The following is a 26,228-nucleotide window of genomic DNA, read 5'->3' on the forward strand; positions in this document are numbered from 1 at the left end:
CCAGCCCGGCCTTGCCCGCCGCTTCAGACGCGTTGCCGGATGACGGACCGGTATCAGCTGCGCTGGCTGGAGTTTTGATTTTTGCGATCCTGCGGCGATATCGCGCCTTTCGAGGCCTTTGAGCCGCCGCCCCACTCCTGGGCTTTCCGTGCCTGATCGCCTGCTTCCTTCGGTGCCTCGGCCTTGTCGCTGCCGCTGGCTTTCTTGCCGGATATGGGTTGGTCGACAGGGTTTGATTTGTTGTCCATCATGCTTCTCCGTTTGCGCCGAACCAGGCGACGGGGTGGCGTGGCGTCCTCAAGCCCGTTCGAACGTGCCGACGAGCTCGGCCTCTCCCACGACGTGCGGCTCGGCCTGTTTCAGCACGTCTTCGACGGCAGCCTTCTCGCCGAGATGAAGCGTCTCGGCGTCGAGTGCAAGAAGCCGGAAATGGTAATGGTGGAGCCCATGCCCAGGCGGCGGCTGGGGGCCGTCATAATGAGGATTGCCGAAATCGTTGACGCCGTGTCCGAGGCTCTCGGTCTTGGCGCCGGCGGTCGTGCCTTCGGGAAGAAAGTTGCGCTGTGCGTCGATGTCGTAGACCGCCCAATGACGGAACATGCCTGAAGGGGCGTCGGGGTCCTCGACGGCCAGGACGAAGCTTTTGGTTCGTTGCGGCGCGTCCGTCCACTCCAATGGCGGCGAGACGTTGCCGCCGTCGCGGGAATAGCGCGGCGGTATTTTTTCGCCATCGGCAAAGGCAGAGCTTTTGAGAGTGAAAGCCATGGTCTCCATCTCCCTGTCTGAGATTCCCTCATAAACAGCTACGAGCCGCCGAGTTCCGGTCGCCGCCCCGGTCAAACCCAGGGCTATCGCAGATGGAAAGCCGAGGCTTTCGCTCTACGACGTACCCCCACCCCTAGCCCCTCCCCACAAGGGGGAGGGAGACTTTCGTTGGCGCTGACCTCGGCAAATTGCCTGCCTTTCGGCGCCAAAAGGGGAAGTAAGGGCGGGCGGCAGCGTTCCCTCCCCCTTGTGGGGAGGGTTAGGGTGGGGGTCCATCTTCGTAAGAAACCAAATGCGATTGCCCTGCAGTCAAACCGGATTGCCGGCCGTTGGCCGGAACATTCGCCGAGGAAGCGGGTTTTTCGGTTCGGACGCATCGCCGCGGAAACGGCAATGGGCTCGGCAATGGACGAAGGGCGCGACATGACCGGGCTAAGCGGCAAGCAACCAAGCGGGGCGAAAGGTGTTGTGGTCGCATTCTCCGCGCCGGGCGGCGAGACCATCTATGCCCACGAACGGGAAACCGTCGCTGCCGTCGCGCGCACGATTGCGGCGTTGAAGGGATTTTCCTTCCGCGAGGGCCTGCGTGACGGCGGCGGTGACGGTCGCCGACTGTATTTCGTGCCGGACGACAGCCTGCTTGCTGCCGATGCGGTCCAACTGGGCATCAACGGGCCCGACGACCTCTTCGGCGGTGTGGTGCCCTGGCGCCTCGCAACCACCAAGGCCATAACCCACGAGCTGGTGGACGGGTCGGCGGCACGGCCAAAAGAATGGCCAGCCGGCTTCGGCAGAGCCGTCGGCGCAGCCGTACTGCCCGGCTATACCGCATTTTCACGCGATGACGCGCTGCGCGCAGCGGAACGTCTGCTGCAGGTGGGGCTGGTCCGGTTCAAGCCACCGCGCGCTTCGCGGGGCCGCGACCAGCACACCGCCGCGACCGTCGCCGATATCGAAAGACTACTGGATCGATATCCATCCTCCGACCTGAGGGAATACGGCCTTGTTCTCGAAACGGAGCTTCGCGACATCGTCACGCTGAGCATTGGCAGAACGGCGATCGACGGAACATCGGTCGCCTATTACGGCGTGCAGCGGATGACGGCCGACAATGCCGGACAGCCCGTTTACGGCGGATCCGATCTGGTCGTCGTGCGCGGCGGATGGGAGGCGCTCGACAGGCTGCAGCTTTCTCCGGCGCTAAGTTTGGCTGTGGCGCAGGCGAGGACCTACGACGCGGCGATGGATGGCTATCCCGGATTTTTCGCCTCACGGCGCAACTACGACATCGGCCAAGGTGTCGATTCCTCGGGCATTTGGCGATCGGGTGTGCTGGAAGCCAGCTGGCGGATCGGCGGCAGCAGCAGCGCCGAGCTGGCAGCAATGGACGCCATGACGCGTGACCCCGACGTGCAGATTGTGCATGTCTCCGCCGTCAAGCAGTTCGGCAACATCGCGCGGCTGCCGCTGAATGCAGAAATCCACTTCGACGGGGAGGACCCCGAGGAGGGCCAAATCACGCGTTACACCGTCGTCACCCAGGCGATCCGAGGGCCGGTCGGGGAAGCCGGCCGATCGTCGTTCTAACCATGTCAGGTTGAAGCCAAGCACGCCTCCGGCAGGGAACATCCGCCAATGGCCCGAGTTTGTTTCGGGCAGGCAGCCAGTCAGAGACCGGAGGAAAAAATGATCGAGATGATTGCCGCTCCCCAGAATGTCGCCGCCTTTCGTGTCACCGGCACCGTGACGGCGGACGACTACGACAAAGTCATCCCGGCGATCGAAGCGAAACTGAGCGACCACAAGGACATCGGCGTCCTGACCGATCTTGCCGATTTCGAGGACATGACGGCTGGCGCCTTGCGGCGCGACCTGCAGTATGGGCTGAGCAAACTTGGCGAGGTCCACCGCTTCAAACGTGCCGCCGTGATTTCCAACAAGCAGTGGATCAAGGCAGCCACGGAAATGACGGACGCGCTGTTTCCGCAAATCGAGGCGCGGGTGTTCCCGGAGGACGAAAAAGCCCAGGCCCTGAAATGGGTGGCAGGCGTACAATAGCGGTGTTGGGGAGTGCCATGGCGTTCGACAAACGACAGGATCCGGAAGGCCTCTGGGAGGTCTATGACAGCGAGAGCGACGAAGCCGTCGTGGTCGGCGGGTTGCCGCTTTCCGGTCTCGACGAAAGCGAAGCCGATGAAGCGATTGAAAAGCTCAATCGGGGCGATCTGACGTCGGACAACATCCCCGAGACGGTTCGGTCAGGGTGGCCTCCGACCAAGGACGGTTTGTGATGACAGCCTGACGGACGTCACCGAGGACCGGTCGCGGATCTACGACGAGGCCTTGACCCCAAGCTTGCGGGCTTTGTCCTCAAATTCGTCGCGAATATCCTCGATCGTCGGCAGATGCAGGCGCCGCAGCTGGGCGTGCAACTTTTTGGCGGCATCTGAGCTCAGGTCGCGCTTGAAATTGGTCGCGACCTCCTCGGCCGAGCCGTAATGGCGATAGCGCTCGATCTCGGTCTTCGTGGCTTGCTGGACGTGCTCGAGCGTCTTGCGTTCGGCATCGGATTTTCCGTCTGGTTTGGCCCGCATGACCGGATTGAACGCTTTGCTGATAACGAATTCGACCAGTTCCTGCTGGGCGTGAGCCATGATTGTTCTCCCTCGAAGAAGGGCTGTCCGAGCCTAGAACGGTTCATCGGGGGAAACGCTGAACCGATCACTCTTGTTTTGACGCAATTCCGAACGGAAAACCGTTTCACACTTTTCCTGGAATTGCTCTAACCGCGGCGGCAATTGAAGGTTCCCTGGCTTGGGATTTCATTGCCGCTGGAGGTCAAGGGCGAAGATCACAGCCGCGCCTTGGTGGTGCGCGGCGTTGCCAGGAGCAGGCTTGTTTCGCTGCCGGTAATTCCGGGAATCAGCCGGATACGTCTCAGCACCGCATCGAACTCGCTCAGCGTCTGGGTTCCGAGTTCTATCACCAGGTCCCACCGGCCATTGGTGGTGTGGATGGTCGAGACCTCGGAGAAGCCGCCCAGCGCCCGGATGACGCGATCGGCGGCATGGCCCTCGATCTCGATCATCATGATGCCACGCACCCGCTGATCGACCGCGTCGGCGCGTAGAATGACGGTGTAGCCGACGATGACGCCGTCTCTTTCAAGTCGCTCGATCCGGGACCTTACCGTTGCCCGGGAGACACCCAGGCTAACGGCAAGGTCGGAAATGCTGCGCCGGGCGTCGTGCCGCAAAGAGGTGATGATCTGCTCATCGAGACGGTCCATGTTTGCTCACAACGGAAGTAGATGCTGCCGCTATGGTAAGGCACTTCGACAAATTTGCCAATTTGACATGTTCATTCTGCCAGCGATGCCGGCTTCAATAAAGCCATCGTAATTGGCGGGGTATGACAAATGCATTGCACGATCGTTGGGGCGCCGATCCAGGCCGGCTCAGGCCGCATGGGCTGCGAGATGGGGCCGAGCGCGCTTCGCACGGCAGGTCTGGCCGGCGCGCTGACCGAGCTTGGCCATACGCTGACCGACCTCGGAACGATTGTCCCTGCCGATATGCGCCCTGTCGTACACGGCAACGCGGCGGTGAAGGCGCTGCCGGAAATCGCCGCCTGGACGGCAGCGATCAGCGAAACTGCCTATGCCGCAAGCGCCGATGCGATGCCGATCTTTCTCGGCGGCGACCACAGCATTTCGGCCGGCACGCTCGCCGGCATAGCCCGCCGCGCGGCGAATGCCGGTCGGCCGCTCTTCGTGCTGTGGCTCGACGCCCACCCCGATTTTCATACGCTCGACACGACGACCAGCGGCAATCTGCATGGCGTGCCGCTGGCCTATGCCAGCGGGCAGCCCGGCTTCGAGGGCTATTTCCCCCGCCTTACAGCACAGGTGGAGCCGGCTTGCATATGCGCGCTGGGGATCCGCAGCGTGGACCTGGCGGAACGGGATGCATTGCGCAGAGCCGGCGTGACGGTCCACGACATGCGTTCGATCGACGAGCACGGCATAGCGCAACTGCTTCGCGCCTTTCTCGAACGGGTGAGCGCCGCCAATGGCATGCTCCATGTCAGCCTCGACGTCGATTTTCTCGACCCGTCGATCGCCCCGGCGGTGGGCACCACCGTTCCCGGCGGCGCCACCTTCCGCGAGGCGCATCTGGCGATGGAAATGCTACATGACAGCGGCCTCGTCACCAGTCTCGACCTGGTCGAGCTCAACCCATTTCTTGACGAGCGCGGCCGCACCGCCACGCTTTTGGTTGACCTGACCGCAAGCCTGATGGGCCGGCGGATCATGGACCGCCCGACGAGGGGGTTCTGAGCCATGACCGTCAATTTGAACATCGTCCCGTTCGTCAGCGTCGACCGCATGATGAAGCTGGTGCTTGCCATCGGCATCGAGCGCTTTCTGGTCGAGCTTGCCGCCTATATCGAAGAGGATTTCAGGCGCTGGGAGCTGTTCGACAAGACGCCGCGCGTCGCCTCGCACAGCATTGACGGCGTCATCGAGCTGATGCCGACCAGCGACGGGCAGCTTTACGGCTTCAAATACGTCAACGGGCATCCGAAGAACACGCGTGACGGCCGCCAGACCGTGACCGCTTTCGGCGTGCTTGCCGATGTCGGCAACGGCTATCCGATGCTGCTTTCGGAAATGACCATCCTGACGGCGCTCAGAACCGCCGCAAGCTCGGCCGTCGCGGCGAAATACCTCGCTCCAGAGGCCGCCAGTTGCATGGCGATCATCGGCAATGGCGCGCAATCGGAATTCCAGGCCATTGCCTTCAAGGCGCTGCTTGGCGTCGACAGGCTGCGTCTCTACGATATCGACCCGGCGGCCTCGACCAAATGCATGAAGAACCTTGCCGGCCTGGGCTTCGACATCAAGCTCTGCGCGTCGGCGCAGGAGGCCGTTGAGGGTGCAGAGATCATCACCACGGTTACCGCCGACAAGCGGTCGGCAACAATCCTGACCGACAACATGGTGGGATCCGGCGTGCACATCAATGCAGTAGGCGGCGATTGCCCGGGCAAGACCGAGCTGCATCGCGACATTCTGCTGCGCTCGGATATTTTCGTCGAATACCCGCCGCAGACGCGCATCGAAGGCGAGAGCCAGCAGCTCGATGCGGATCATCCGGTCACCGAATTGTGGCAGGTGATGACAGGAAAGGCAGCAGGCCGGACGGACGCCCGACAGATCACATTGTTTGATTCCGTCGGCTTTGCGATCGAGGATTTTTCCGCGTTGCGTTACGTTCGCGATCAGCTTCAGCGGACCGGCCTTTACGAGGAACTAGACCTTCTGGCCGATCCCGATGAGCCGCGTGACCTGTTTGGCATGCTGCTGCGCGCCGAAAAAGCGACCGGGCTGGCGGCCGCCGGCAGCTGAGCTGCGATCCTGTCGGTCAGTCCTTCTTTTCCTGATACAGGCGCTCGGTGGCGCGCTCGCTTTCCCTGCGCTCCGCCGGGCCGCGACGGCGCTGCGTGAGCAGGGCGTAGGCGATCAGGATTGCCAGCAGCAGTGGACCGCCTGCAACAACGAGCAACCACAAACTATTCCCAGACATCGACCGTCTCCTTTCCCTCACAACCGGGAAGGACCCGAACCGTTCCTCCGTCTTGTTGGGAGTCGTCAGCGGGGCGCGGTGCAATTCAGGATTTTATGCCTCGGTCAGGACGTTGCACGCCTTGTCTGCACTCAGGATGTCCTTATCTAGACTCTTATCCTTCTATCACATGCACTTCTGCGAAGTGAAGGGAACCACAAGGGCTTTCTGACATTTGGTTGTTCAAGAGACAAACGTGCAGCCACACCGGCTCCGGGGCTAGGAATACCATGCGTGAGAATCAATCCGACGTCTTCGATCTGTTTTCCGAGGTTTACAAGAATGCGGCTCAGGAGGAGATAAGCCTCCAGCAATATCTGCTTGCCTGCCGCGAGGACAAGTCGATGTACGCCTCGGCACCCGAACGGATGGTCGAGGCGATCGGCGAGCCGACCTTTGTCGATACCAGCAAGGACGAGCGGCTCGGCCGTATTTTTTCGAACCGGACGATCAAGATCTATCCAACCTTCGCCGACTTTTACGGCATGGAGGATACGATCGAGCGTATCGCCGGTTATTTCCGCTATGCCTCGCAAGGGCTCGAGGAACGCAAGCAGATCCTCTATCTGCTTGGCCCGGTCGGCGGCGGCAAGTCCTCGCTTGCGGAGCAGCTGAAAAGGCTGATGGAGCAGCGTCCGATCTATACGCTGAAGGTCGGCGGCCAGGTCAGCCCGGTCTTCGAATCGCCGCTCGGGCTGTTCGACCCCGACCGCATGGGCGACCTTTTGGAGGACAAATACGGCATCGCCCGACGGCGGCTGAACGGCCTGATCTCGCCCTGGGCGGCCAAGCGCCTCGACGAATTGTCCGGCGACATCTCCAAATTCAGCGTCGTCAAGCTGATGCCGTCCAGGCTGCGCCAGATCGGCATTGCCAAGACCGAGCCGGGCGACGAGAACAACCAGGACGTTTCGGCCCTGGTCGGCAAGGTCGACATCAGGCAGCTGGAAAACTTCAGCCAGTCCGATCCGGACGCCTACTCCTATAGCGGCGGGCTGAACCGGACGACGCAAGGGCTGCTCGAATTCGTCGAGATGTTCAAGGCGCCGATCAAGGTGCTGCATCCGCTGCTGACCGCCACTCAGGAAGGCAGCTACAACGGCACCGAGAATTTCGGCGCTTTCCCCTATCAGGGCATCATCGTTGCCCATTCCAACGAATCGGAATGGCTGCAGTTCAAGAACAACAAGAACAACGAGGCGTTCCTCGACCGCATCCTGGTGGTCAAGGTGCCGTATTGCCTGCGCGTCACCGAAGAGCGGCAGATCTACGAGAAGCTGTTGCGCGAAAGCGAATTGGCTAACAGCCCCTGCGCTCCGGAAGTGCTCGATATCCTCAGCCGGTTCACCGTCTCGACCCGCCTGGCCGAACACGACAATTCGCCGCTCTACACCAAGATGCGCGTCTATGACGGCGAGAACCTCAAGGAAACCGATCCCAAGGCGAAGTCGGTCCAGGAATACCGAAACGCCGCCGGCGTCGACGAAGGCATGACCGGCGTCAGCACCCGCTTCGCCTTCAAGATCCTGTCGCAGACCTTCAATTACGACACCGAAGAGGTGGCGGCCGATCCGGTGCATCTGATGTACATCCTTGAAGAGGCGATCAAGCGCGAGCAGTTCCCGAAGGAGACCGAGGCGGACTATCTCGATTTCATAAAGTCGGAGCTGGCCACCCGTTATGCCGAGTTCATCGGCCACGAGATCCAGAAGGCCTATCTGGAATCCTACAGCGAATACGGCCAGAACCTGTTCGACCGCTATATCGCCTACGCCGATGCCTGGATCGAGGATCAGGACTACAAGGATACCGATACCGGCCAGATCCTCAATCGCGAGGTCTTGGACAACGAATTGTCGCAGGTCGAAAAGCCGGCCGGCATCGCCAATCCCAAGGACTTCCGCAACGAAGTGGTGAAGTTCACGCTGCGCGCGCGGGCCAGAAACCATGGCCGCAACCCGTCATGGACAAGCTATGAGAAGCTGCGCGAAGTCATCGAGAAGCGGATGTTCGGGCAGGTCGAGGACCTGCTGCCAGTGATCAGCTTCGGCTCCAAGCAGGACAGCGTGACGGAGAAGCGGCATACCGAATTCGTGCAGCGGATGATCCAGCGCGGCTACACCGAGCGCCAGGTCCGCCGGCTGGTGGACTGGTACATGCGGGTGAACAAGGCGGGTTGAAGCCAGCCCGGGGTAACATATGCCGATCTTCATTGATCGCCGACTGAACCCGAAGGACAAAAGCCTCGGCAATCGGCAGCGTTTCCTGCGGCGGGCGCGCGAAGAGTTGAAGCGCACCATCCGCGATCAGATCCGCGCCGGCAAGATCGCCGACGTGGACGCCGAGCATGCCGTTTCGATGCCGGCGCGGGGTACCGGCGAGCCGAGCTTCAACGATGCCAGGAACAGCGGCAGCCGCCAGCACGTCCTGCCCGGCAACAAGCATTTCACCCCAGGCGACCGGCTGCCCAAGCCCGGCCAGGGCGGCGGCATGGGATCAGCCCCGGGAAGAACCGAATCGGAGGACGATTTCCGTTTCGTGCTGTCGCGCGAAGAGGTTCTCGACCTCTTTTTCGAAGACCTCGAACTGCCGGACATGGTCAAGCTCAACCTCAAGGAGATCCTCGCTTTCAAGCCGCGCCGGGCCGGCTTCGCCGCGACCGGCTCGCCGACCAACATCAATGTCGGGCGCACGATGCGCAACAGCCATGGCCGCCGCATAGCACTCCGGCGCCCCAAGCAGGAGGAACTCGACGCAATCGCGCAGGAGATCACGTCGCTGGAGGCGAAGCCGCAGAACGCCGAGATGCGCCAGCGCATCGTGGCGCTGCAGGAAGAGCTTGAGCGACTGGAGCGCCGCCGCAAGCGAATCGCCTATGTCGACCCGGTCGACATCCGCTTCAACCGCTTCGACGCCCAGCCGGTGCCGAATGCCAATGCGGTGATGTTCTGCCTGATGGACGTGTCCGGCTCGATGGGCGAACGCGAGAAGGATCTGGCCAAGCGCTTCTTCGTGCTGCTGCACCTGTTCCTGAAACGGCGCTACGACCGGACCGAGGTGGTCTTCATCCGCCACACGCACGAGGCGCAGGAGGTGGACGAGGAGACCTTTTTCTACAACACCCAGAGCGGCGGCACGGTGGTTTCCACGGCGCTCGAGGAGATGCACCGCATCGTCGAGCAGCGCTATCCCAGCCGCGAATGGAACATCTATGTCGCCCAGGCCTCGGACGGCGACAATTTCGTCACCGATTCGGAGCGCTGCATCACCCTGCTCGACGAACAGATCATGCGGCTTTGCCAGTATTTTGCCTACGTCGAGATCCTCGACGAGCGCGAGAGCCACATCTTCGGCGCCACCGACAACGGCACGTCGCTGTGGCGTGCCTACAGTGCGGTCAAGCTGAGGTGGTCGAACTTCCAGATGAGCCGCATCGCCACGGCGGCCGACATCTACCCGGTTTTCCGCCAGCTCTTCGCCAGACAGCCGGGTTATCAAAAGAGCGGTGAAAGAGGGGGCTGATGGCGAGCAGATCCGGGTTGTTGTTTTCCGGTTCCGACTGGGATTTCAGGACGCTGTCGCGCGCCTACGAGACCATCGAGGCGATCGCCACCGAAGAGCTCCTCCTCGACGTCTATCCGGTACAGATGGAGATAATCTCGTCCGAACAGATGCTCGACGCCTATTCCTCGGTCGGCATGCCGCTGATGTACCGGCACTGGTCGTTCGGCAAGCACTACCTCTACCAGGAATTGCTCTATCGCAAAGGCGGACGGGGGCTCGCCTATGAACTCGTCATCAATTCCAATCCCTGCATCGTCTATCTGATGGAAGAAAACACCATGGCCTTGCAGGCCCTGGTGACGGCGCACGCGGCACTCGGCCATAACCATTTCTTCAAGAACAATTATCTGTTCCAGCAGTGGACGGACGCCAGCGCCATCCTCAGCTATCTGGACTTTGCCAAGGGTTACATTGCCCGCTGTGAGGAGCGGCATGGCGTCGATGCGGTGGAAGAGATCCTCGATGCCGCACATGCGCTGATGGAACAGGGCGTGTTCAGATATCACCGGCCGCCGAAGCTGTCGTCGGAAAAGCAGCGCGAGGGCGTTCGCGAGCGCCTGGAATACGAGGAGCGTTCCTACAATGACCTATGGCGCACGCTGCCGCCTTCGAAGGACGGCGCCAAGCCCCGCGAGACGGACATCATGGCGGAGCGCAAGAAATCGCTCAAGCTGCCCGAGGAAAACCTGCTTTATTTCCTGGAGAAGAACAGCCTGATCCTGGAACCGTGGCAGCGTGAGGTTATCCGGATTGTCCGCGTTATCGCGCAGTATTTCTATCCGCAGCGCCAAACGCAGGTGATGAACGAGGGCTGCGCCACCTTCGTGCATTACACGCTGATGAACCTTTTGTTCGACCGCGGCCTGATCGGCGAAGGTGCCATGCTGGAGATCCTGCGCAACCATTCGAACGTGATCTTCCAGCCGGGCTTCGACGATCCGCGCTTTTCCGGTATCAACCCTTACGCGCTGGGCCTCGACATGATGCAGGACATCCAGCGCATCTCGACCGCGCCGACCGCCGAGGACCGCGACTGGTTTCCCGATATCGCCGGCAATGGCGACTGGCGCCAGACCCTGCTGGACGCCTGGGCCAACCATCGCGACGAGTCCTTCATCCGCCAGTATCTGAGCCCTACCCTGATCCGGAAATGGCGGTTCTTTGTGCTTGCCGATGCGGCCAACGATCCGCACTACGAAGTCGCCTCGATACACAATGAGCGCGGCTACGAGAGCATCCGCGCCGCACTCGCCCACAGCTACGATATCGGCGCCAGCCGGCCGGACATCCAGGTGGTGGACGTGGACCTGCTCGGCGACCGGCATCTGCGCCTGCAGCATAAGGTCAAGGACGGCATAGTGCTGGAAGGCGGCAGCCGCGACGCCACACTGCGCCATATCCGCAAGCTCTGGGGCTACGAGGTCAGCATGGTCGCGGTCGACGCGCAGACCGGCGCCACAGTCCACGAACGGTCGACCAGCCAGATCGGGGAATGACCGAACCGGACTTGCCGGCGAAGTCGGGTGTCGTTGCCTTTACCGGATCACCAACCACCCTATCTACGCGCGCACCACGAGGGCATGGTCGGGAGCAGGAACATGCGCGCATTGACGATCGCCACGCTTCTGTTGGTCGCCGTGTCGATGGCGCTCTCGCTCGCGCACGCTCTAGAATTGCCCGGCAAGTTGCGCCTCAAGGAGGCCACCTACAGATCAGTGCAGGCGATCTACTATCCCGGCTTCACGATCGGCGGGTTCGCCGAGATCGGCGGCATCATTGCACTCGCCGTCCTGCTTTACCTGACGCCCTATCCAAGCGCCCGATTCTGGTGGACCTTGGCGGCGCTTGTCTTCCTGCTGGCGGAGCACGCGACCTATTGGTTGGTCACGCACCCCGTCAATAATTTCTGGGTGCAAGACACTGCCCTGCCGAAATCCGCCGCGACGTTCTTTTCAATGTTCTCTCGAAAGCAGACTGGCGACTGGAGAGATTTGCGCAACGTCTGGGAGGCTTCGCATGTCGCCAGGGCAGGCCTGGCGATGCTGAGCCTCGTCTCAATTGCTGTCGCCGCGACATTTTTTGTCGAATAGCGCCAGGGATCGAGACGGCGCCCTCGTCCGCCAATTTTGCGGCCACGAACGCTGCATCCGTCAGATCAGGGAACGGACCCGGCGCCGTATTGTCTTAACGTCAAGCGATCCGGCCGTTCAGCGGTCGGCGCGATGCTTGTTGTGGGCGCTTTCCTGGTGCTCGCCGCGGATGATGTTGCGATCGTCGGGATCGGCAATATCCTTCGGGTCCGATCTGAGCTCGGCACCGCGCCGGAACGCCTCGCGCTCTTGCCTGGTCTTTTTCAAATCCGCTTCCGCGTCGAAATCCTTCCCGGCGTTTTTCGTGTTCTCGCGCTCTTCGATGATGCGCAATTGCTGCTCATGAGTCTTTTTTCCGGCCATCGGTGACCTCCTTCTTTTGATTTTCCGCTTTCCCAGGGTCCAAATTCGCTACAGCCCGAAAGGATAGGTCTCGGGAAGGCCTGTCCCCGCATGTTCCGGCCCAAGCGGCGTCACGGCACTGGTTTCATCGAACCAGACGAAAGCATCGAACTGGCGGGCGAGCGAGGCGTCCGCATAATGGCTGTGGAGCTCGGTTTCGGGCCGGTAGATGACGCCGATAAAGCGTTCCAGCCGGCGCTCCAGAAGCCGTTCGCGCAGCGTGTCGTCGCGCTCGAAATCGAGCAGGAAAGGCGAGACGCCGCTGTCGTGGCAAAGCCGCTCATAGCTGTCGTTGTGGGAAGGCCGAACCGGTTTCACTTCCATGTCGCCGTCCCAGTCGGTGGCGGCGGCCACCGTCCCGGAATGCGTACTGAGCCCGATCAAGGCAACCTCGTCGCCAAAACGCTGGCGGCAGAGCTGGCCGATATTCAGTTCGTCCCTGACGATCCCCATTTCGGTATAGCGGGCATCGCCGATATGGGAATTATGTGCCCACACCACCGCCTTGGCATTCGGGCCGCGGGCCTGCAGCAGGTGCTCCAGCGTTTCGAACATGTGGGTGTCGCGCAGGTTCCAGGATTGCGCGCCGCCATAATACATGGTGCGGTAATAACGCTCGGCGGAGGCGACCAGGCGGGCGTTCTGGGTGGCGTCGAGGAAATCGATACCGTCCTGCTGCGCATAGTCGAGCTCTCTGGAAAGCAGTTCCCGGCATTGCTCGAGCACGGCCTTCTCGCATTTCTGGTAACCGGAAGTGAGTGCGACACGGCCATAGGTGGCCGGGTCGTTCTGCCAAGGCGTCAGGCAGCCATAGCGTTCGCGCGCGATCCTCGCCGCCTGCGGATCGACCCGGTCGAGATATTGCAGGACCGCCGCAATCGATCCGCCCATATTGTAGATGTCCAGGCCATAGAATCCGGCCCGCCGGGAGGATTTGCTGATCCGCTCATTACGCACTCGCATCCAGTCGACGAACGCCGCGACGTCGGTGTTGCGCCACATCCAGGTGGGAAAGCGCTGGAACGGCGGCGCGGCGCCCGGCCGCGGCGGCCGATGGCGGACGTAACGGTCGATCGCCGCGGCATCGGGCCAGTCGGCCTCGACCGCGACGATGGTGAAGCCATGCTTCCCGATCAGCCTGCGAGTGATCGCGGCGCGCGCGCGGTAGAACTCCGACGTGCCGTGGCTGGCTTCGCCGAGCAAGACGACGCGGCGGTCGGCAAACCGGTCGAACAGCGCACCGAAGGCCGGATCGTCGAAATCCGGAAGCGGCTCGGCGGCGGCCGCTATCATCCGCGGCAGGCTGCTTCTGCGCTGATGTCGGTGCGGAAGATCGGCCGCTATCTGGCTGTCGCTGCCTGGCTCGCCCCAGCCTTGCTCGCCGATCAGCGGAACAAACCGCACGCCGCCGAAATCCTCTTCGGTGTAGGTTGCGGCGCCGGTACGGGTGACCTTGAGCAGGCGCTGCGAGTCGAATTCATCGCCGACCGGGATGACAAGCCGGCCAGCGACGTCGAGCTGTTCCTGCAGGGCGAGCGGCGCGCCGGGTCCGGCGGCCGCAACCAGGATCGCATCGAACGGTGCCGCCTCGGGCCAGCCCTTGGTGCCGTCGCCGGTGCGGACTTCGATATTGTCGTAGCCAAGCTTCTTGAACCGCTGCCTTGCCGTTTCAGCCAACGCGGCGTGGCGCTCGATCGTGTAGACGCGTTCGACGATCCGGCTCATTACGGCAGCCGCATAGCCTGATCCGGTGCCGACCTCGAGGACGTGGTCACCGGCTCCGATCTCCGCCATTTCGATCATGAATGCAACGATATAGGGCTGCGATATCGTCTGACCTTCGGCGATCGGCAGCGGCCCGTCCTCATAGGCGAATTCTTCGAAGCCAGGCTCGACGAAAGCCTCGCGCGGGACCTCGCGCATCGCTAGAAGGACATTGCGGTCGCGAATGCCACGGCGGCTCAGGTGGATATCGACCATTTGGTTGCGGGCATGGGAGAGATCGAGCATCTTTCTGCTCCTCCTAGGGCTTCCGCTGCAATCGCCCAAGCTGCTCAACGGCACTTCGGCCGGCTCATATCTCAGGGCCTCGGCGGTCCCCTTGGATTCAAGCAATGCGGTGCATCTTCCTAACCGTTGGCAAGCCCCGAGGTTCCCCAAAAGACCGACCCGCTTTTGTCTGGCGAGGCGCGTTGCAGGATCGACAAGCGGGCGCCGGCCGCGCCGCCCAAACTTATTTCGAGGCAAATCCTTTCTCCGACGCGACGCCACTCCAGATAACGACGGACGAGTGTATTACGGAGGCATTTCCATGAACGACGAGGCCCGCACCGCTGCGCATACGACCGGCCTTGACCAGATCGATCTGATGGACCGCTACTGGCGCGCCGCGAACTACATCTCGGTTGGCCAGATCTATCTGCTCGACAATCCGCTCTTGCGCGAGCCCTTGCGGCCCGAGCACATCAAGCCGCGGCTGCTCGGCCATTGGGGCACGACGCCCGGCCTCAATTTCATCTATGTGCATCTGAACCGGATTATCCGCGAACGTGGTCTCGATGTCCTGTTCATCTGCGGTCCTGGTCACGGCGGCCCGGCAATGGTCGCGAACACCTGGCTCGAGGGCACCTACAGCGAGATCTATCCCGAGGTCGGCAGGGGCGAAGACGGCCTGCGAAAGCTGTTCCGGCAGTTCTCGTTTCCAGGCGGAGTGCCGAGCCACGCCGCTCCGGAGACGCCCGGCTCGATCCACGAAGGCGGAGAACTCGGCTATGCGCTGGTCCATGCCTTCGGCGCCGCCTTCGACAATCCGAACCTTGTGGTTGCCTGCGTCGTCGGCGACGGCGAGGCCGAGACCGGCCCGCTCGCCGCGGCCTGGCATTCCAACAAGTTCCTGAACCCGGCATCCGATGGTGCCGTCCTGCCGATCCTGCATCTCAACGGCTACAAGATCGCCAGCCCGACGATCCTCGGCCGCATGGAAGACGAGGCGTTGCGCAGCCTGTTCCTCGGCTATGGCTACGAAACCTTCTTTGTCGAAGGTCATGAACCTGCCGCGATGCATCGCGAGATGGCCCGCACGCTCGATACGGTGCTCGACCGGATCCACTCCATCCAGGAGCCGGCACGAGCCGCGGGCTGGAAGGGAGAGCGGCCGCTGTGGCCGATGATCGTGCTGCGCAGCCCAAAGGGCTGGACCGGGCCGAAAGAGGTCGACGGCAGACGAGTCGAGGATTTCTGGCGTTCGCACCAGGTGCCGGTGTCGAATGCACGCGGCGATGCGGCGCACCGCCAGATCCTGGAAGACTGGATGCGCAGTTACGAGCCGGAAAAACTGTTCGATAAAGGCGGCCATCTCCTGGCGCAGCTCGCGGCGCTGGCGCCCACAGGACCAAGACGAATGGGCGCAATCCCCTACGCCAATGGCGGCCTGCTGAAACAGGACCTGGTGCTGCCCGAGTGGAGAGGCCTGGCGCTCGACGTACAGCGTCCGGGCGGCGCTGTCGGAGAGGCGACGCGGGCCGTGGGGAGCTATCTTCGCGATGTGATCCGCTTGAACGCCGAGGCCAGGAATTTCCGGCTGATGGGACCCGACGAGACGTCCTCCAACCGCCTCGACGACGTGTTCGAGGTCACGGATCGGATCTGGATGGAGCGGATCGAGCCCTACGACGTCCATCTTTCCCGTGACGGCCGCGTCATGGAAGTGCTCAGCGAGCACCTTTGCCAAGGCTGGCTGGAGGGCTATCTGCTGACCGGCCGCCACGGCCTGTTCTCGTGCTACGAGGCGTTCGTCCACATCGTCGATTCCATGGTCAACCAGCACGCCAAATGGCTGAAGACCTCCGGCGAACTTGCCTGGCGCAAGCCGATCGCCTCGCTCAACTACCTGCTGACCTCGCATGTCTGGCGACAGGATCACAACGGCTTCAGCCATCAGGACCCGGGCTTTGCCGATTTCGTCGCCAACAAGAAGGCCGACACGGTCAGGCTCTATTTCCCGCCCGACGCCAACACGCTGCTGTGGATCACCGACCATTGCCTGAAAACCTACAACCGCATCAACGTCATCGTCGCCGGCAAGCAGCCAGCGCCGCAATGGCTGTCAGCCGAGGACGCGGAAGCGCACTGCCAGGCCGGCGCCGGCATCTGGGAATGGGCCGGGACGGTTGCCAAGGGCGAAGAACCGGACGTGGTCCTGGCTTGCGCCGGCGACGTGCCGACACTGGAGACGCTTGCCGCAGCCGACATCCTGCGCTCGGGCATTCCGGACCTGAAGATCCGCGTCGTCAATGTCGTCGACCTGATGATCTTGCAGTCGAATTCCGAGCATCCGCATGGCTTTGCCGACGACAGATTCGACGCACTGTTCACCAGGGCCAAGCCGGTCATCTTCGCCTATCACGGCTACCCCTATCTCATTCACCGTCTGACCTACCGGCGCGCCAATCACGACAACATGCATGTGCACGGCTTTCGCGAGGAAGGCACGACGACGACGCCGTTCGACATGGTCGTGCTCAACCAGCTCGACCGCTATCATCTGGCACTCGCTGCGATCGCGCGCGTGCCGGGGCTGGCCGAGCGGGCGAAGGAGCTTGCCGCGGCGCTGCATGGGAAATTGGCTGAGCATACGGCCTATGTCCGCGAACATGGCGAGGACATGCCCGAGATCCAGAAATGGTCCTGGCCACAGGACGGCGCGACGAGGGCCGGCGATTGATGCGACGATCGATCCTTGCGTTGAATACCGGCTCGTCCAGCATCAAGTTCGGACTTTACGACCTTGCAGCGTCCGCCGAGCCGGATCTTGCCTCGCGCGGTTCGCTGGATCTGGGCGATGCGCCAAGGCTGACCGCGAAAGCCGCCGATGGGGAGCTGCAGTGCGATCGGCCACTTGCCGCGGACGCATCACGCGACATGGGCATCGGCCAGATGCTGCAGTGGATCGAGAACGAACTTGGCGGAAGGAAGTTGATCGCCGCCGGCCATCGCATCGTCCATGGCGGACGCGAGTTCGTCGAACCTGTCCGCCTGACGCCGACAATTATCGAGGCTCTCGATAGGCTGACCCCGCTTGCGCCATTGCACCAGCCACGCAGCCTCGCACCAATCCGGGCGCTTGCCGCGCTGCGGCCCGACCTGCCGCAGGTCGGATGCTTCGACACGGCCTTCCATCGGACCATCGAGCCTCTGGTCAGCCGTTTTGCGCTGCCGCGCCGCTACGAGGCGGACGGCATCCACCGCTACGGCTTTCACGGGCTTTCGTACGAATATGTTGCCGGCCGGCTCAAGCAGATATCGCCCGATCTGGCGGCGAAAAGAACCATCGTCGCCCATCTCGGCAACGGGGCGAGCCTGTGCGCCATGCGCGACGGGCGAAGCGTCGATACGACGATGGGCTTTTCGGCGCTTGATGGCCTGGTCATGGGCACACGCTGCGGCGCCATCGATCCGGGCGTGCTTTTGTACCTGCTGCTGGAAAGAGGCCTTTCGGGACAGGCGCTGCAAGACATGCTCTATGAGGAATCCGGCCTGCTCGGCGTGTCCGGCATTTCCGGCGACATGCGCACGCTGGAGGCCAGCGACGACCGCCGGGCTCGCGAGGCGGTGGAGCTTTTCGCCTTCCGCGCCGCCAGGGAAGTTGCCGCCCTCGCCAACACGCTGGGTGGCCTCGAATGCCTGGTGTTCACCGGCGGCGTCGGCGAGCACTCGGCCCCGGCCCGCAAAGCGATTTGCGGCAGGCTTGGCTGGCTCGGCGTGGCGATCGACGAGGCCGCCAACAAATCCCATGAAGCGCTCATGAACCAGACGGACAGCAAGGTCGAAGTCCGCGTCGTCGCAACCGACGAAGAAGGTGTCATCGCCCGCCACACGCGCAAGGTGATGGAGGGGCCCGGCTGAGGCGGATGGCCTCGGCTCAGCTCGAATGGCTCTGCTCGACCAGATGGTATTTGTACCGGTCGCGAATATGCGCGTTGAAGAACCGGCCCTTCGACGAGGCTTTGCGGAATGCCGCGTGGACCTGCGGCGGCACGTCCTCGTAATCATAGCGGTTTCCGCTCGGGACGAACCATACGGAGAGTACCCTCGTCGCCGGCTGGTAATCGATGCTTCTGATCGCAGTTGAAGGCATTCTCAACAGGTCCAATCCACGCCGTCGTGTGAATAACCCTGCACGGAGAGCGAGGTTCCTTCCTGCCGAAGTAGCCTTGCCGCTAAGGGCCGGCTTCACCAAATACGGCTGATGCCACCGCTCAAGACATCGGCTGCAGCCCGCCAGGGCGATCTCTTTGCCGCCGCCGACGACCTGCCGGAAGGATTCCGCTACCAGCCCGAACTGATCACGCCGGACGAGGAGGCAGCGTTGCCGAGCCAGCTCGCAACCCTGCCTTTTCAGCCCTTCGACTTCTATGGCCATCTGGCAAACCGACGGGTGGTCGGTTTTGGGCAGCGTTATGATTACGACCGGGGCGAAGTCGTCGAGGCACCGCCGATACCCAGCTTTCTGCTGCCGCTCAGGGAAAAGGTTGCAGCCTTTGCCCGCTTGCCCGCCGAAACCTTCGTGCAGGTGCTGATCAACGAGTACCGGCCGGGCGCCGGTATCGGCTGGCACCGCGACAAGCCTCATTTCGAGGCGGTCGCCGGCGTTTCGCTGCTGGCCGCCTGCAGCTTCCGCCTGCGCCGGAAAAACGGCACGCGATGGGACCGCAAGACGGTCACCGTCGATCCAAGATCGGCCTATCTGATGACGGGTGCTGCGCGCAACGAATGGGAGCACAGCATTCCGCCGGTTGCCGAGCACCGCTATTCGATCACGTTGCGCACGCTGCGGCCGCAACGCGCTTAAAGCAGAGCGGGAGCAAGCCCGAGCACTGCCCTTAAGAACTGGGCTGAAACAAATTCATCCGTCGCCATGCCGACCGGCAAACTCCGCCAGCATGGCGCGCTGGCCTTTCAGGATCTTGAGGTTGGCTTCAGGCAGGGAGAACCAGCCCGCTCTGTCGACTTCGGCAAATTCCTTCATCGAGCCGGACCTTGGCGGCCATTCCATGACGAAGGTGTTGCTGTTGATGGCGTCGCTGTCGAAATCCGCCTCGACGCACCATGCGATGACGAGCTTGCCGCCCGGCTGCCTGTAGCTGCCAAGGTGTTCGAAAACGCCATCGATGGCGACGCCTAGCTCCTCTTCGGCCTCGCGTTTTGCTGCCGCCAGGTCGTCCTCGTTCTCGTCGACCAAGCCCTTCGGGATCGACCATGCGCCGTCGTCCTTCTTCGCCCAGAATGGTCCGCCCGGATGCACCAGCAAGACCTGGAGATGTCCTTCCCTTCGGCGAAAGATGAGCAATCCTGCGCTGCGTTGGGCCATTCCGCTATTCCCCTGACGAAACTGAAACGAACGTCCGGGCCGGCATATGGAACAGCCTGCCATGCCGGAACGATTTCGGCTCGCAGCCGTTCCGTCCGTTCGACAAATGAGTGATCGACATGGCGACGCCGCGAGCTGCCTGGAAGGGCTTTATGAAAGTCGGATCGGTTTCCTGTGGCGTCAAGATCATCGGCGCCGTCAGCGAGGCCGAGAAAGTGCATTTCAGGATCCTGAACCGCAAGGACGGTCTCCCGGTCAAGAGCGCTTATATCGACGAGGAGACCGGCGACACGGTCGAGGCGGCGGAGCAGGTAAAAGGCTATGAGGTCGAAAAGGGCGAGTTCATCCATATAGAGCCGGACGAAATCAAGAAACTGAAGATGGTATCGCAGCATACGCTCGAGATCGGCGAGTTCGTGCCCGCCGCCGAAATCGACGCACGCTACCTCGAAAAACCCTATTATCTGGTTCCGGCCGACGCGCCCTCCACGGAGGCTTTCGCGGTGATCCGGGACGCCATGGCCAGGAAGAAAGTGGCAGCCCGCTCCTGCGTCGTGCTGTACCAGCGTGGCCGAGAGGTGCTGATCCAGCCGCTTGGCAAGGGCATGGTAATGACGGAACTACGCAACCACAATGAAGTGGTCGCGGCGGACGCGGTGTTCGAAGGGCTGAAGGCTCGCAAGGTCGATCCCGAGATGCTGGAAATCGCGCAACTGCTGATCGACAAGAAGCCGGCCAAATTCGACCCGTCGAAGTTCGAAGACACTTATGAACAGGCGCTGGTTGCGATGATCGACGCCAAGCGCAAGGGCAAGAAACCGCCCAAGCCGGCACCCGAGCCGAGGACGAACGTCGTCAATCTCGCCGATGTTCTGCGCAAGAGCCTGGCGCAGGAGGGCGGCAAGGCTCCGAACAAAAGTCCGAGGGCGGCGGCGAAACGCAAATCGGCCTGAATGTCCGAAAGCAGATCGAACGGAACCGAAAACACTCGCGCGCATTTAGATGACGTAGCAATCCGTCGGCAATCCAAGCGGAGCGGGGGACTGGTGGACGTCGTTGAACTAAGGACTGGCGGAATCCCGCAAGTTTCTTCCGCCGATCTGATGCAGGCGTTGCCTGTGGCTGTCTACACCACCGACAGACAGGGCTACATCACCTTCTTCAACGAAGCCGCTGCCGATCTCTGGGGACATCGTCCGATGCTTGGCCAGGACCGCTGGTGCGGTTCATGGAAGCTTCGCCACCTTGATGGGCGACCGATGGCGCATGACGAATGTCCGATGGCCGTTGCCTTGCTGGAGGAGCGGGACGTTCGTGGGGGCCGGGCGATCGCCGAGCGGCCGGACGGCCAGTTCATCCCGTTCAGCGCGCACCCGGTCCTGCTTCGCAATGTGCGCGGTGAGGTCGTCGGCGCTATCAACACCCTGCTCGACCTGCGCACCCAGGCGCTGGCTGACGACGCCGGCATAAGGCTCGCTGCCATCGTCGAATCCTCGATGGACGCGATCGTGTCGAAAGACCTGAACGGCATTATCACCAGTTGGAACGACGCGGCACAACGCCTGTTCGGCTACACGCCCGCCGAGGCGATCGGGCGCCCGGTGACGATCCTCATCCCGCCCGACCACCTGGATGAGGAAGCCATGATCATCAGCCGCATTCGCGCCGGCGAACGGATTCCTTCATACGAGACTATCCGGCAGCGCAAGGACGGCACCCTGGTACCGGTTTCGCTCACCATCTCGCCGATACGCGACGGCATTGGGCGTATCATCGGCGCCTCCAAGATCGCGCGCGACATCAGCCCCCACAAGGAAAGCGAACGGCGCATCCGCACACTCATGCGCGAAGTCAACCATCGCGTTAAAAACCAGTATTCGGTGATCGTCTCGATGATCCGCGAGACCAGCAAGCTGGCGGGTACGCCAGAGGCCTTCCTTTCACGGGTCCGGGAACGCATCATGGCCCTTTCGGAATCGCACGACCTCCTGGTCGATGCGGAATGGCGTGGCGCGACCATCGGCGAATTGATCCATGCACAGACCAAGGCCTTCGCGACACAGGCCCGTCTGTCGATGAGCGGGCCGACGATCATGCTGCAGCCGAACGCGGTGCAATATCTCGGCATTGCCTTTCACGAGCTGGCCACCAATTCGGTAAAGCACGGAGCGCTGTCGCACCATGACGGACGGGTCGAGGTCGAATGGACCGTGACCCCAGCCGCCGATGGCAGCGACGGCTTCCGCTTTGTCTGGCGGGAACTGGACGGACCATTGGTGGATGAAAACACGCGACGCGGGTTCGGAACGGTTGTGCTCAAACGCGTCACGCCGCAGGCGCTCAGCGGCACCGGCCGCCTGGAATTCGCCAGGCACGGCATCAGCTGGACGCTGGAAGCGCCGCTACGCTTCGTTCAGATGTCGATGGCTGGCATCGCGGCTGATTGAAGGCCGCTACACCGGCCGCGGCTTGGCGGCCGTGTGGCAGCACAATCCCCATGGAGGCAATCAGGAGGAGCAGCGATGAGTTGGCTGGGCATCTGGCAAAACCAGTACGGGTCGGTGGTCGAACTGACCAGCGAAGAGGGCGGACGGATCAACGGAACCTTCAGGACGGCGCTGGAGGACAGCGCCTTTTTCGGCATGACGTTGCCGCTGTTGGGAGCCTGCCATGGAGATGTCATCGGCTTCACTTGCGCGGCCGAAGGGCGGGTCGGAGCCGCAGCGGTGAGCTATACCGGCATTCTCAGGGATGGGAAGCTGGAGATGCTGTGGCACACCGTTGCGGATGCCGCTTTGTCGGCGGAAAAGGAAGGTGCCCCGGCCCGAGCCAGGAAACTGCCCGCCTGGCGCGCCTTTGGAACCAGCCTCGACAGTTTTGAACGCGTGTCCTGACGCGTCGCGCCCGCCGCTCGCAAGTGAGGCAGCAGGGTCCCGCGGCGCGTAGGAACTCGCACCGACGATGGCGCGTTAGCCAGGACATGCGCTGTTCGTTACGGGGTCGACCCAATGAGCGTGCTTTATCGCGCAGCGAAAATCGCCGAACAGGCCCATGCCGGACAGTCTGACAAGACAGGGCGGCCCTATATCGAACATTGCCGCCGGCTCGTCGATGCCGTCGAAACGCTCGACCAGAAAGCTATCGCCTATCTTCACGACGTCATCGAAAAAGGCGACGGCTGGAACCGCGACCGGCTTGAGGCGGCCGGGTTCGGGCCGTCCATCGTGTCTGCCGTCGACGCCATGACGCGGCTGCCGAACGAGGACGATGCCGCGTTCGTTCGCAGGGCTGCGGCCAACCCGCTGGCGTTGCCTGTCAAGCGCGCCGATCTTGCCGACAATCTATGGCAGGCACGGCAGATCGGGGCCTCGACGGCGAAATACGAAGACGGCCTGCGCATCCTCAGAGAAGAGTTCGCGAGCTGACGGACCGCTGGCGGCTGTCGCCGATGTGGGTCTACTCGGTGACGTGCGGTGTGTGCCGCTTGTCTTCCGCGGGATCGGCCTCGATCCGCGCCCTGCCGGGATCGAACGCACCGTGGCGGGCGATCGCCAATGCCGGGGTGTCGGGCGTCTCGTAGGCCCACATGAAGTCTTCTGCCGACGAACCGACCGCATGAACACGCCAATAGCTTGCCGTGCCCTTCAGCGGGCCGTGGCTCGTCGTGTTCGTCTTCTCCAAGAGGTCGAAATAGATGTCCTCGAAGGGTATGTAGAAAACAGGATCATGGCCGTCTTCATAGAGCAGCTTTGCCCGCTCGCTCGACGCAATAATGGCATCGGAGAACCGGACGGTCACGGTTCCATCGAACGGGACAATCCTGAGCGGGCCTGGGCGGGGGGCGGAATCTGCGGCTAAGGACTGCATTCGACTTCTCCGTTGACTGCGCTGCATTTCCGAAACGTGTTGTTGCCCGTCAGGGTTCCAGACCGCCGGCGCGCCGAGCCCGGATGGTGGAACGGTTCTGCAAGGTCGTCGTTGTTTCAGACCTCCGCACGCGCCATAATCGCAATGGCCGCCACTCACCGACTCAACAGCAAATGGATAACATGCTGGATCGATCGCCTACCCTTCCAAGGTCGCTTGGCGCTGCGCTGCGAAGGGAAGTGCCGCGGTTTACGGTACCCGGCAATGAAATTTCGTGCACCACGGTCGCATCCTACAACGTGCATAAATGCGTCGGCACCGACGGCAGGTTCGATCCGGAGCGGGTCGCGGCCGTGGTTAAGGAACTCGACGCCGACATCATTGCTTTGCAGGAGGCCGACGAAAGAACCGGAAGCAGGCAGGGTTTGCTGGATCTCGCAGCGCTCGAGCGGGACAGCGACCTCGTCCCCACCCATGTCCCGGAAAACCGCCGCAGCCATGGCTGGCACGGAAATCTGATCCTGGCACGCCGCGGCGTGGTCGAAAGCGTGAACCAGATCCGGCTGCCCGGCCTCGAGCCGCGCGGTGCGGTTATCGCGGACCTGGAACTGAAGGGCGTCTCCCTCCGGATCATAGCCGCACATTTCGGCTTGCTGCGGCGGTCGCGCTCGCAGCAGGCCAACGCGCTGGTCGAAGCCACGCACCCGGTTCTGCGGCCAACAATCCTGCTCGGCGACCTCAACGAATGGCGCGTCCGCAACAGGTCTTCGCTGCTGGCCCTGCTGCCGCATTTCGGTCCGATCGATGCGGTTCTGCCGAGCTTTCCGTCGCGCTTTCCGCTGTTTGCGCTCGACCGCATCCTAGCCAGGCCGCCGCACCTGATTTCCAGCATCGAGGTGCACAAGACGCCGCTGGCGCAGCGGGCTTCCGATCATCTGCCGATCAAGGCCCGGCTGAACCTGGACGCGATACGGCAGCCGCGGCTGCAACCAGAATGAACCTGAAGGGTTGTTAGTCAGATTTCAGACGGTTTGCTTCGCTGATGTTTATCGGTGCACTTCATGGATACAGCCATCTCGCGGTTTGCCCGGGACAAGATCGCTGCCGGCAATAGCGGGCTGCTGCTGATCGCCGACAATTATGACGCGTTTGCCGCGCGAATCCTTGCCGCGCGCGGTGCCACAAGCAGCCTCGACCTGATGTACTATCTCTGGCACGACGACCATAGCGGCCGGCTGCTGATGCAGGAGGTCGTCAAGGCGGCGGAGCGCGGTGTCCGCGTCCGCATGCTGCTGGACGATATCAATCCGCGCAACAGCGACGCTGCTTACCTGGCGCTCAACAGCTACAAGAACATCGAGCTGAGGCTGTTCAACCCCAGCGGCATGAGGAACGGCAGCATCTTTCGCACGCTGGAGATGGTCGCCCGGCTGTTTGCGATGACCCGCCGCATGCACAACAAGGCCTGGATCGCCGATGAGGGCTTGGCCATCGTCGGCGGAAGAAATATCGGCGATGCCTATTTCGACGCTGCGGAGACGAATTTTCGCGATCTCGACCTGTTGCTTCTCGGTCCTGCCGTAGGGCAGACGATGCAGATATTCGAGGCGTTCTGGAATTGCGAGGCGGCAAAGCCGATCCAGCTGCTCAACCCGGCTGCGGTGGTCTCGCGCGCCGATTTCCTCGACAATCTCGATGCGACAGCAGACGGCCAGCTTTTGAACAGCCTCAGTGCCTGGCGCACGATCACGGAGTTCGTTGCAGCGCACAGCGACGTCTGCTGGACCAAAGACGTTCGCGTCATTTCCGATCCGCCGGAAAAGGTGCGCGGCAAAAGGCGCAGGAACTGGCTGACCAAAGAGCTGCTTCCCGCTATCGCGGCGACCAGGCAGCGCCTCGAAATTGTCTCGCCCTATTTCATCCCCAGCCGCACCGGGTTGGCCATCCTGTCGAAGCTGGTGGATCGTGGCGCCGAGGTTGCAATCCTGACCAACTCGCTCGCCGCGACGGACGTCGCCGCCGTGCACGGCGCCTATGCCAAATGCCGCCGCAAGCTGCTTAAAAAAGGTATCCAGCTTTTCGAATTGCAGCCCTTCGACCGCCAGGCCAACATCTCCGTTTTCGGTTCAAAGGGAGCCAGCCTCCACACCAAGGCCTTCACGGTCGACGATAGGCTCGGGTTTGTCGGCTCCTTCAATTTCGATCCGCGTTCGGTGTCGTTGAATGCGGAAATGGGCGTGCTTTTCCATGATACCAATCTGGTGATGGAGTTGCGCCGGCTGTTCGAGCACGAAAAGTCACCGCAGACGAGCTATCAGCTGGTCCTGGACAAAGGCGCCTTGCGGTGGCTCGGCATGGCGGATGGCGAGATGCGGCAATATTCGCGTGAACCGGAGGCCAGTCTCTATCGGCGCATCGTTGCAGCGCTGGTTGGGTGCCTGCCGATCGAATCGCAGTTGTAGAAGTGACGGATTTGTCGGAACGCAACTCTTTGTCGGAACGGAACTCGGGGATCACGAGTTGTAACCCGTGTCCGGAGCATGC

General features: G+C 62.3%; 28 protein-coding genes. 18 read left to right on the top strand and 10 right to left on the bottom strand.

Features of this window, described 5'->3' with window-relative positions; all coding sequences use genetic code 11:
• Positions 1-53: 53 nt before the first annotated feature.
• Entirely contained in the window at positions 54-251 is a 198-nt protein-coding gene (locus NKH04_RS10455; protein ID WP_352615135.1) for a hypothetical protein, read from the bottom strand.
• 46 nt (positions 252-297) lie between these two features.
• Entirely contained in the window at positions 298-765 is a 468-nt protein-coding gene (locus NKH04_RS10460) for a YbhB/YbcL family Raf kinase inhibitor-like protein (protein ID WP_352615137.1), read from the bottom strand.
• Positions 766-1,158: 393 nt separating this feature from the next.
• Between NKH04_RS10460 and NKH04_RS10465 the strand changes: the two genes are divergently transcribed.
• From NKH04_RS10465 to NKH04_RS10475, 3 genes are all read left to right on the top strand, one after another.
• On the top strand, positions 1,159-2,352 hold the full coding sequence (locus tag NKH04_RS10465) for a DUF3182 family protein (protein ID WP_353044317.1): 1,194 nt from the start codon (positions 1,159-1,161) through the stop codon (positions 2,350-2,352).
• A 99-nt stretch (positions 2,353-2,451) separates the two neighbouring features.
• Positions 2,452-2,823, top strand: a complete 372-nt coding sequence (locus tag NKH04_RS10470) for a SpoIIAA family protein (protein WP_352539879.1) — start codon at positions 2,452-2,454, stop codon at positions 2,821-2,823.
• A gap of 17 nt (positions 2,824-2,840) precedes the next feature.
• A complete protein-coding gene (locus tag NKH04_RS10475) occupies positions 2,841-3,056 on the top strand; it encodes a hypothetical protein (RefSeq protein WP_353044318.1) in 216 nt (71 codons plus the stop codon).
• Positions 3,057-3,095: 39 nt separating this feature from the next.
• On the opposite strand, the gene NKH04_RS10480 is transcribed toward NKH04_RS10475, so the two are convergent.
• Positions 3,096-3,419, bottom strand: coding sequence for a hypothetical protein (locus NKH04_RS10480; protein WP_352539878.1), 324 nt, complete (start codon positions 3,417-3,419; stop codon positions 3,096-3,098).
• Between the two features lie 197 nt (positions 3,420-3,616).
• Positions 3,617-4,054 (bottom strand): Lrp/AsnC family transcriptional regulator, encoded by a 438-nt coding sequence (locus NKH04_RS10485; protein WP_352449541.1) that lies wholly within the window; start codon positions 4,052-4,054, stop codon positions 3,617-3,619.
• 129 nt (positions 4,055-4,183) lie between these two features.
• Between NKH04_RS10485 and rocF the strand changes: the two genes are divergently transcribed.
• Both rocF and ocd read left to right on the top strand, forming a co-directional pair.
• A complete protein-coding gene (gene rocF, locus NKH04_RS10490) occupies positions 4,184-5,104 on the top strand; it encodes an arginase (RefSeq protein ID WP_353044319.1) in 921 nt (306 codons plus the stop codon).
• 3 nt (positions 5,105-5,107) lie between these two features.
• Positions 5,108-6,175: an ornithine cyclodeaminase gene (gene ocd, locus NKH04_RS10495; protein ID WP_352971512.1), complete on the top strand. Its 1,068-nt coding sequence runs from the start codon at positions 5,108-5,110 to the stop codon at positions 6,173-6,175.
• Positions 6,176-6,191: 16 nt separating this feature from the next.
• Here the strand turns inward: ocd and NKH04_RS10500 are convergent, their stop codons facing one another.
• Positions 6,192-6,353: a hypothetical protein gene (locus tag NKH04_RS10500; RefSeq protein WP_292655465.1), complete on the bottom strand. Its 162-nt coding sequence runs from the start codon at positions 6,351-6,353 to the stop codon at positions 6,192-6,194.
• 269 nt (positions 6,354-6,622) lie between these two features.
• Here NKH04_RS10500 and NKH04_RS10505 point away from each other — a divergent pair, with 269 nt between their 5' ends.
• The 4 genes from NKH04_RS10505 (at position 6,623) to NKH04_RS10520 (ending at position 12,046) form a co-directional block, all read left to right on the top strand.
• Positions 6,623-8,572 carry a PrkA family serine protein kinase gene (locus NKH04_RS10505; protein WP_352449545.1) on the top strand — a complete coding sequence of 650 codons (1,950 nt, stop codon included), beginning with the start codon at positions 6,623-6,625 and terminating at the stop codon, positions 8,570-8,572.
• A 19-nt stretch (positions 8,573-8,591) separates the two neighbouring features.
• Positions 8,592-9,914, top strand: coding sequence for a YeaH/YhbH family protein (locus NKH04_RS10510; RefSeq protein WP_352539876.1), 1,323 nt, complete (start codon positions 8,592-8,594; stop codon positions 9,912-9,914).
• Positions 9,914-11,452 (top strand): SpoVR family protein, encoded by a 1,539-nt coding sequence (locus tag NKH04_RS10515; RefSeq protein WP_353044320.1) that lies wholly within the window; start codon positions 9,914-9,916, stop codon positions 11,450-11,452. Before NKH04_RS10510 ends, NKH04_RS10515 begins: the two co-directional genes overlap by 1 nt.
• 102 nt (positions 11,453-11,554) lie before the next feature.
• On the top strand, positions 11,555-12,046 hold the full coding sequence (locus tag NKH04_RS10520; RefSeq protein WP_352473051.1) for a DUF1772 domain-containing protein: 492 nt from the start codon (positions 11,555-11,557) through the stop codon (positions 12,044-12,046).
• Between the two features lie 117 nt (positions 12,047-12,163).
• Here NKH04_RS10520 and NKH04_RS10525 read toward each other — a convergent pair whose 3' ends face one another.
• Both NKH04_RS10525 and NKH04_RS10530 read right to left on the bottom strand, forming a co-directional pair.
• A complete protein-coding gene (locus tag NKH04_RS10525) occupies positions 12,164-12,409 on the bottom strand; it encodes a hypothetical protein (RefSeq protein WP_023720508.1) in 246 nt (81 codons plus the stop codon).
• Between the two features lie 48 nt (positions 12,410-12,457).
• A complete protein-coding gene (locus NKH04_RS10530; RefSeq protein ID WP_353044321.1) occupies positions 12,458-14,458 on the bottom strand; it encodes a protein-L-isoaspartate(D-aspartate) O-methyltransferase in 2,001 nt (666 codons plus the stop codon).
• Between the two features lie 301 nt (positions 14,459-14,759).
• Between NKH04_RS10530 and NKH04_RS10535 the strand changes: the two genes are divergently transcribed.
• Positions 14,760-17,171, top strand: a complete 2,412-nt coding sequence (locus NKH04_RS10535) for a phosphoketolase family protein (RefSeq protein ID WP_353044322.1) — start codon at positions 14,760-14,762, stop codon at positions 17,169-17,171.
• Positions 17,171-18,352: an acetate/propionate family kinase gene (locus NKH04_RS10540; protein ID WP_353023120.1), complete on the top strand. Its 1,182-nt coding sequence runs from the start codon at positions 17,171-17,173 to the stop codon at positions 18,350-18,352. The genes NKH04_RS10535 and NKH04_RS10540 overlap by 1 nt, the downstream gene beginning before the upstream one ends.
• Before the next feature lie 16 nt (positions 18,353-18,368).
• Here the strand turns inward: NKH04_RS10540 and NKH04_RS10545 are convergent, their stop codons facing one another.
• A complete protein-coding gene (locus tag NKH04_RS10545) occupies positions 18,369-18,584 on the bottom strand; it encodes a KTSC domain-containing protein (protein ID WP_352473055.1) in 216 nt (71 codons plus the stop codon).
• A gap of 111 nt (positions 18,585-18,695) precedes the next feature.
• Between NKH04_RS10545 and NKH04_RS10550 the strand changes: the two genes are divergently transcribed.
• On the top strand, positions 18,696-19,298 hold the full coding sequence (locus NKH04_RS10550; RefSeq protein ID WP_353044323.1) for an alpha-ketoglutarate-dependent dioxygenase AlkB: 603 nt from the start codon (positions 18,696-18,698) through the stop codon (positions 19,296-19,298).
• A gap of 54 nt (positions 19,299-19,352) precedes the next feature.
• On the opposite strand, the gene NKH04_RS10555 is transcribed toward NKH04_RS10550, so the two are convergent.
• On the bottom strand, positions 19,353-19,817 hold the full coding sequence (locus NKH04_RS10555; RefSeq protein ID WP_352501155.1) for an NUDIX hydrolase: 465 nt from the start codon (positions 19,815-19,817) through the stop codon (positions 19,353-19,355).
• Positions 19,818-19,936: 119 nt separating this feature from the next.
• Here NKH04_RS10555 and ku point away from each other — a divergent pair, with 119 nt between their 5' ends.
• The 4 genes from ku to NKH04_RS10575 all read left to right on the top strand — a co-directional run bounded on the left by ku (position 19,937) and on the right by NKH04_RS10575 (position 23,242).
• Positions 19,937-20,770 carry a non-homologous end joining protein Ku gene (gene ku, locus NKH04_RS10560; protein WP_352539869.1) on the top strand — a complete coding sequence of 278 codons (834 nt, stop codon included), beginning with the start codon at positions 19,937-19,939 and terminating at the stop codon, positions 20,768-20,770.
• A gap of 150 nt (positions 20,771-20,920) precedes the next feature.
• Positions 20,921-22,264, top strand: a complete 1,344-nt coding sequence (locus tag NKH04_RS10565; RefSeq protein WP_353044324.1) for a PAS domain-containing HWE histidine kinase family protein — start codon at positions 20,921-20,923, stop codon at positions 22,262-22,264.
• Positions 22,265-22,339: 75 nt separating this feature from the next.
• The gene (locus tag NKH04_RS10570; RefSeq protein ID WP_352473062.1) at positions 22,340-22,711 is read left to right on the top strand and encodes an avidin/streptavidin family protein; all 372 of its coding nucleotides are present in this window, start codon (positions 22,340-22,342) and stop codon (positions 22,709-22,711) included.
• 114 nt (positions 22,712-22,825) lie between these two features.
• Positions 22,826-23,242 carry an HD domain-containing protein gene (locus NKH04_RS10575; RefSeq protein ID WP_353044325.1) on the top strand — a complete coding sequence of 139 codons (417 nt, stop codon included), beginning with the start codon at positions 22,826-22,828 and terminating at the stop codon, positions 23,240-23,242.
• 31 nt (positions 23,243-23,273) lie between these two features.
• On the opposite strand, the gene NKH04_RS10580 is transcribed toward NKH04_RS10575, so the two are convergent.
• A complete protein-coding gene (locus tag NKH04_RS10580; RefSeq protein WP_353044326.1) occupies positions 23,274-23,684 on the bottom strand; it encodes a DUF427 domain-containing protein in 411 nt (136 codons plus the stop codon).
• Between the two features lie 182 nt (positions 23,685-23,866).
• On the opposite strand from NKH04_RS10580, the gene NKH04_RS10585 reads away from it, so the two are divergent.
• Both NKH04_RS10585 and NKH04_RS10590 read left to right on the top strand, forming a co-directional pair.
• Entirely contained in the window at positions 23,867-24,682 is an 816-nt protein-coding gene (locus NKH04_RS10585) for an endonuclease/exonuclease/phosphatase family protein (RefSeq protein ID WP_502899431.1), read from the top strand.
• A gap of 63 nt (positions 24,683-24,745) precedes the next feature.
• On the top strand, positions 24,746-26,146 hold the full coding sequence (locus NKH04_RS10590; protein WP_353044328.1) for a phospholipase D family protein: 1,401 nt from the start codon (positions 24,746-24,748) through the stop codon (positions 26,144-26,146).
• Positions 26,147-26,228: the final 82 nt, after the last annotated feature.

Source organism: Mesorhizobium sp. M1365 (genome assembly GCF_040317865.1).
GTDB lineage: Bacteria > Pseudomonadota > Alphaproteobacteria > Rhizobiales > Rhizobiaceae > Mesorhizobium.